Genomic DNA, 4,409 nt, shown 5'->3' on the forward strand with positions numbered 1-4,409 from the left:
CAGCACCACGACCCGGACGGCTCAGCGCCGGCAGGAAGGACATACGGACTAAGCCACCCGGCCGCGGAGCGGCCGGGAGAAACTCTGGCGCCATACGCCTGGGCCGCACCGACGCGGGAACGAGGCCCGAATGCGGCCTTCGCAGAGATGGACCCTCACCGTAACCAGGGGGCGGGCTGCTGAGATCCGGCGCGGCTCGCGACCCCGGCCGTCGCAGAGATGGACCCTCGGGCCCGGCGCGCGTTGGCTTCGCCGACGCCGGGGCCACGGCGTGCTATAGACTGGGCCATGGCTCGCAAGACCAAGACCTCCAACGACGATTGGCGCGCGCCCCTGGCCCTGGCGCTGGTCGAGACCGCGGTACGCAACTCCCGACTGGAGGAGCTGCATGCTGGCGTTTCGCCGGAAAGCGCCGTGGGCGACTACAGCGACGTCACGGTCGTCACGCCCTATGGAGAAATCCCGTGGGCGCGCCTTTCGCGGCTCGACGACGCGGAGATGAAGGCCCTGATGATCGAGGTGGTCGACCGCGTCTATACGGTGCTAACCCATCCAGAGCCGTTCATGACGCTGATGGGCGCCCGTGCCTGGAACCAGCCAGCCCTGGACCCGGCGATGATGGATGCTGTCGCTCGCCACGAGGCCAAGGGGCGCGGCGTCTCGCGAGAAGAGATCTGGCGCGCCTGGCCGCTGGACGAGGGCAAGCAGCGACCGCCGCTCCGGCGCGAAGCCATTGCCGCGGCTCATCAGGATCAGGACGCGGCCGACGGCGACGAGCCTGACGTGACGCTCGCACCGGCCGCACCGATAACCCCGGAGGCCATGCGGCGACTGGCCGAGGTTCCGGTGGCCGACGCGGGATGGATCGCGCGGGTGCGCGAGGCGTTGCGCGCCGGGGCCGCCGAGTGGGAACACGCCGAGTTGGAACGCCTCGACGAAATCGAAGCCGCGACCCACTGCCGGGGCTAAGGCGATCGTGGCCTAGTCAATTCGAGGACGCATGCCCCGCCGGACGGCGGGATCGTCAGCGATCATCCGGCGAACGATGTCGAAGTTTCCGTCCCGGCTCATCACGAACCTTTCGGCCCACCGCGCCTGAAGAGAATTGAGCCGCACGACGTTTTCGGGCGTCATTGCGATCGCCGTTCCCGCAAGATGGCCGTCTGGCGCGCGCCCGAGCCTGGCGCGCCGGGCTTCGAGTTCCGGCAGCACAGCGAGCGCTCGGTCCCGCGCCGCGCCGTTTCCCACCACCATCATCGCTCGCGCCTGGGCGATGCCGCGCTCGGCCAGGGCGACGCCTTCGCGCATTTGCTGCAGTTTGGTGGGACACCAGTAGCCCAGCGAGAGCCTGCTGCTGATGGACATGTAGATTTCGATCCCGGGCACACCGAGCCCAAGATTGCCATAGGGGCCCAGATCGCGGTCGTTCTGCAGGGTGACGGGATTGTCGCCGAGGAGCATCTCGTGGCCGGGCGGCGCCTCAAACAGCAAGAGATCCTTGTCGTTGAAGTGGGCGGTGAACTCCCGCAGCGAGCCAACGACTAGGCCCAGAGCCGCGCGCTTGAGCCCGTCAGGGCCGTCGAGGCCGAGGTTCCGAACCCCGTCTTCTCCAGCCATCGCCCTCACTCGCTCCGTCACCGCTTCGGCCATGGCCGCGAACTGGGCGCGTGGTCCAGTGCCCCGTACGAACTGCAAGGCGCAGAAGAGATCGATCGCCGCGCGGTCTTCCAGGGTCATGCCCGCGAGGGCGCCTCGCTCGATGACGCCCGCCAGCGCACCGGCCGCGCCGCTCTCGATCTGGCCCATCCCCGCCTCGAGCGAGATGCGCCCGCCATCCTGATCCAGGGCGTTGAAATCGAGCTCGACGGCGACGTTCTCGATCGCCGTGGCGAAGACGCGATCGTTCGACTTGTCGAAGGTCTGGATCTGGAACTGGCCAGCGCGACGCTCGCGCGCGAAGCGCCGCATCAACAGGCGCGGAACATAATGATGGCGGCGCGGCTCGGCCGGGTTGGCGAAGGGGGCTCGCATCTAGACGCGCCCGCACAGGTGCATGCCGGCGGCAGCGCTGTAGAGTGTGAGTTCGCCGCAGGACCGGCGCGGGGAAATTGCGTGTCTCATACCGCCTATTCGCAGAGCTACGGCCGCGAACTAGATTTCAAGCAGCTCCTGGCGCTGCGCAAGGTGATCGCCTCGGTCGACGATCCGGCCTTAGACCTCCCCGGCGAAGAGCGCGCCTGGTTGCGCGCCGACCTCCTCTGCCCGTCCTGCCGCTGTGACGGGGCGGTCGCCGTGCTCTCCGACGCGCCGGCCACCCAGAACGGGAATACGCGCCAAGCGCATTTCCGCTTCCTGGACGCCTCCGGCCGTGCCGCTCACAAACGCGGCTGCGACTTCTATCCGCTCGACGAGGAGCCTGGCCTGACGCGCGGCGTCGACGTGGCGTTCTCGGCCAACGACCGCGAAACGCGTCTAGTGCGCGAGCTCGTCTGCAAAGCCAGGTCGATCGGCGTGTTGAGCCGAACAGACATCTTCGCCATGCGACACTGGTTCCTGGAGGTCCGCGACGCGAACACCTTCGTCGTCAAGGGCGAGCCGATCATGGCCGACTGGTTGTTCGCCGTGTTCAAACTTCAGATGTTCACGCCCCTCGCTTTCCAGCCGTTCCACGTCAACCTGCCAGGCTTCGACGCGAACGAGGCGGCGCGGCGACACCTGGCTTTCCACTATCGCGATTTCAGTTCGACCATTCCGCGGGTTGGCTTCTCCGCCGCGACCCGCGACCGCACGCGGCGGCTGCTGGCGGCGCATCCCGGTCAGCCGCTGATCGCCATTGGCGTGCTGCGCGAGAAGTTCGAGCGTACCCAGGCCTTCGCCAGGTTGATGGTAGAGTATGGCTCTCTGAAGCTGAGCAAGGCTCGGGTCAGCGGCTACCTGATCTCCGATACCCCCATCGCGCTTCTGGCGTTCGCCAGCGCCCTGCTGTTCGTTTCCGACTGGTCGATCGACGCCGCGCTCGGAAGGTTCGCCCAGGTCCTCGCCGCGCCGCTGCCCGACGATCTAACGCTAGGCAATGTAATGGGGCTCAATCCCTTCCACGACTTCTCGGCCCTGGAGATCGCCAGGTTCATCTCGGCGATCCCGTCACAGCCCGGGCGCACCTATGACTTCGACGCCGAAATGTCCGGCGTCCTGGCCATGATCCAGAACGCCGTAAGCAACGCGTAGTCCCGGCACGCAAAAGCGGCCGATCCCGAAGGATCGGCCGCGCCGGGTTTGCCGTGGTCAAGCTTGCGAAGAGTTCCACCGCCTCCCTGGGGAAGGCGCAGGCGCCCTCCGGTCGATCAGGGTCTCGCTGAGGTTCGCGTGGGCCGCACGCTTGCCGAAGCGTTTGCTCATGACATAGCCGACTTGGTCTGGCAGTGGGTTTCAGCCGAACGTCTTGAAGGCGCCAAGCGCGAGCCCCGAGAGACCGGCCAAGGCGACGAGCCTGAAAATCAACAGCGCCACGGCCTCGAACGCCCCGGTGGTCAGCGAGGCGCCGAACGAGCGATACACCTGAAGGCCGGCGGGATTGCGCCGGTAAAATCGCCGGCGCTCGATCCATAGGATGCCCGCGACGCCTATGGCGAGAAGCACCAAGCCCGCGATCCACTCGACCATGATGATCCACCGATTGAGCGCCAGCGATGACGAATCCTACTCGCCCGGCGCGCGCGTACAAGTCTGCCGGTGACCCGTCGGAGCAAAAGGCGGCCGATCCCAAAGGATCGGCCGCGCCCGGCCGCCGTGGTCAAGGTCCGCAAGCCGTCCGCCGCGCCCACCGGGCGCGGCGGCGCTTGTCGTCAGTATTCCTCGGCCAACATCAGAGTCAGCACCCGCTTGGTCACCGCCGGGTCGGCCGGATCAGGCGAGGCCATGCAAAGGTCGAGGTCGTAGTAGTCGATCTTCCAGAAGAGGCGCTGGCCGCCCAGTTCGAACGCGCCAAAGTCACGCTCACCGTGGGGGTTGTTGTCTTCGGTGAAGGCGTCGAAGGCCTTCACGGCGGTCACCACCTTGGCCAAGGGCGCCGCGCCCAGCCCCTGGACGCCGGCCGTCAGCATCCAGCCTGCGCCGGGCTCGGCCCGGCAGGCGTCATTCAGGGCCGCGATCGCGGCGACATGCTCTTGCTCGGTCATCGAAGTCTCTCCTCAGGGGTTCGGGGTCAGGCGCAAAGGCGCGCCTGACCCCGGCGCCCGTCGGCGAGACCGGGTGTGCAAGCGGAGGGGCGGCTTCGCGGGGACCCGGCTGCAGGCCGCGCCAGCGGCCGAAGCTGGGCGGAAGCCGATCCGAAGCGCGCCGAGGGCGGAGCCCTTCCATGTCCTTTTGCAAGACGTGACTCGTCAAAAGACACTCCGCGCCGCAGGCGC

At 67.6% G+C, this 4,409-nt stretch carries 5 protein-coding genes; 2 read left to right on the forward strand and 3 right to left on the reverse strand.

Features of this window, described 5'->3' with window-relative positions; all coding sequences use genetic code 11:
* Positions 1 to 288: 288 nt before the first annotated feature.
* Complete coding sequence (locus Q0379_RS07205; RefSeq protein ID WP_299006338.1) at positions 289 to 969, forward strand: hypothetical protein; 681 nt, start codon at positions 289 to 291, stop codon at positions 967 to 969.
* Between the two features lie 12 nt (positions 970 to 981).
* Here the strand turns inward: Q0379_RS07205 and Q0379_RS07210 are convergent, their stop codons facing one another.
* Positions 982 to 2,031 carry a DUF4238 domain-containing protein gene (locus Q0379_RS07210; protein ID WP_299006341.1) on the reverse strand — a complete coding sequence of 350 codons (1,050 nt, stop codon included), beginning with the start codon at positions 2,029 to 2,031 and terminating at the stop codon, positions 982 to 984.
* Here Q0379_RS07210 and Q0379_RS07215 point away from each other — a divergent pair.
* Complete coding sequence (locus tag Q0379_RS07215; protein WP_299006342.1) at positions 1,990 to 3,228, forward strand: hypothetical protein; 1,239 nt, start codon at positions 1,990 to 1,992, stop codon at positions 3,226 to 3,228. The genes Q0379_RS07210 and Q0379_RS07215 overlap by 42 nt on opposite strands.
* A 201-nt stretch (positions 3,229 to 3,429) precedes the next feature.
* On the opposite strand, the gene Q0379_RS07220 is transcribed toward Q0379_RS07215, so the two are convergent.
* A complete protein-coding gene (locus Q0379_RS07220) occupies positions 3,430 to 3,642 on the reverse strand; it encodes a hypothetical protein (RefSeq protein WP_299006344.1) in 213 nt (70 codons plus the stop codon).
* A 203-nt stretch (positions 3,643 to 3,845) separates the two neighbouring features.
* Positions 3,846 to 4,178: a DUF3768 domain-containing protein gene (locus Q0379_RS07225; RefSeq protein WP_299006346.1), complete on the reverse strand. Its 333-nt coding sequence runs from the start codon at positions 4,176 to 4,178 to the stop codon at positions 3,846 to 3,848.
* Positions 4,179 to 4,409: the final 231 nt, after the last annotated feature.

It is taken from the genome of uncultured Caulobacter sp. (assembly GCF_937900395.1).
Lineage (GTDB): Bacteria > Pseudomonadota > Alphaproteobacteria > Caulobacterales > Caulobacteraceae > Caulobacter.

What these genes read in the sequence shown, in the direction of transcription:
- Q0379_RS07225 (WP_299006346.1), bottom strand. Translation starts at nt 4,178, where the DNA reads ATGACCGAGCAAGAGCATGTCGCCGCGATCGCGGCCCTGAATGACGCC.
- Q0379_RS07205 (WP_299006338.1), top strand. Translation starts at nt 289, where the DNA reads ATGGCTCGCAAGACCAAGACCTCCAACGACGATTGGCGCGCGCCCCTG.
- Q0379_RS07210 (WP_299006341.1), bottom strand. Translation starts at nt 2,031, where the DNA reads ATGCGAGCCCCCTTCGCCAACCCGGCCGAGCCGCGCCGCCATCATTAT.
- Q0379_RS07215 (WP_299006342.1), top strand. Translation starts at nt 1,990, where the DNA reads ATGGCGGCGCGGCTCGGCCGGGTTGGCGAAGGGGGCTCGCATCTAGAC.